The organism is Mariniradius saccharolyticus AK6 (genome assembly GCF_000330725.2).
Lineage (GTDB): Bacteria > Bacteroidota > Bacteroidia > Cytophagales > Cyclobacteriaceae > Mariniradius > Mariniradius saccharolyticus.
The window spans coordinates 1-1,655 of the sequence record NZ_AMZY02000033.1; the positions used below are offsets into that span (position 1 = coordinate 1).

Below are 1,655 nucleotides of genomic sequence, written 5' to 3' on the forward strand. Positions count from 1 at the left end.
ACGGCTTCGCAGAGCTTCAACACGTCATATACAGCGACCCAGGCAGATATAGATGCCGGATCGGTGGCCAATACAGCTTCGGCTTCTTCGGGATCGGTATCCGTTTCCGACCAGGTAACCGTCAACGCGGTACAGTCCCCTGCCTTAAGTATTCAGAAAACAGTCGCAGAGGGCAGTTACGATGCGGTGGGCGATGTCCTGAACTACACCATTGTCGTCACCAATACGGGCAACGTGACTTTGTCGAATGTTGTCGTGGTCGATCCACTGACAGGACTCAACCAGACCATCGCGTCGCTGGCACCTACGGCTTCGCAAAGCTTCAATACTTCTTATACCATCGTCCAGTCTGATCTGGACAACGGTTCGGTTGGCAACACGGCTTCCGCCTCTTCGGGCTCTGTATCCGTTTCCGACCAGGTGGTCGTGAATGCGGTACAGTCTCCTGCCCTATCCATTGACAAGTCGGTGGCTGAAAGCAGCTTCGACGCAGTGGGAGACGTGTTGAACTATACGATCGTCGTCACCAACACGGGCAATACAACATTGTCCAACGTCGTGGTCGTCGATCCGCTGACAGGGCTCAACCAGACCATCGCTTCGCTGGCTCCGACGGCTTCTCAAAGCTTCAATACGTCTTACACAATCGTCCAGTCTGACTTGGACAACGGTTCCGTGGCCAATACAGCTTCGGCTTCTTCGGGATCGGTATCCGTCTCCGACCAGGTGGTCGTGAATGCGGTACAGTCCCCTGCCCTATCCATCGACAAGTCGGTGGCTGAAAGCAGTTACGATGCGGTGGGCGATGTATTGAACTACACCATTGTCGTGACCAATACGGGCAACACAACCCTGTCGAACGTTGTCGTGGTCGATCCTTTGACTGGCCTGAACCAGACCATCGCTTCGCTCGCCCCAACGGCTTCGCAAAGCTTCAATACTTCTTATGCAGTAACCCAGGGAGATATCGATGCAGGTTCCGTGGCCAATACAGCTTCGGCTTCTTCGGGATCGTTATCCGTTTCCGACCAGGTAACCGTCAACGCGGTACAGTCCCCTGCCCTGTCCATCGACAAGTCCGTGGCTGAAAGCAGTTACGATGCGGTGGGCGATGTATTGAACTATACCGTTACAGTCACCAACACGGGCAATACAACCTTGTCGAATGTCGTCGTGGTTGATCCTTTGACTGGCCTGAACCAGACCATCGCTTCGCTCGCCCCAACGGCTTCGCAAAGCTTCAATACGTCTTACACAATCGTCCAGTCTGACTTGGACAACAGTTCCGTGGCCAATACAGCTTCGGCTTCTTCGGGATCGGTATCCGTTTCCAACCAAGTGGTTGTGAATGCGGTACAATCCCCTGCATTGAGTATCCAGAAAACAGTCGCAGAAGGCAGTTACGATGCGGTGGGCGACCTGTTGAATTATACTATTGTCGTCACCAACACGGGCAATGTAACAATCTCCAACGTAGTGGTCGTCGATCCGCTGACAGGATTGAACCAGACCATCGCTTCGCTGGCACCTACGGCTTCGCAAAGCTTCAATACTTCCTACACAATCGTCCAGTCTGACTTGGACAACGGTTCGGTTGGCAACACGGCTTCCGCCACTTCGGGCTCTGTATCCGTTTCCGATCAGGTAACCGTCAA

Annotated in this window: 1 protein-coding gene; it reads left to right on the forward strand. The window is 53.6% G+C overall.

Annotation, left to right across the window (positions count from 1 at the left end):
* A partial coding sequence (locus C943_RS21135; protein ID WP_040481787.1) for a DUF7507 domain-containing protein occupies positions 1-1,655 on the forward strand: 1,655 nt, incomplete at both ends.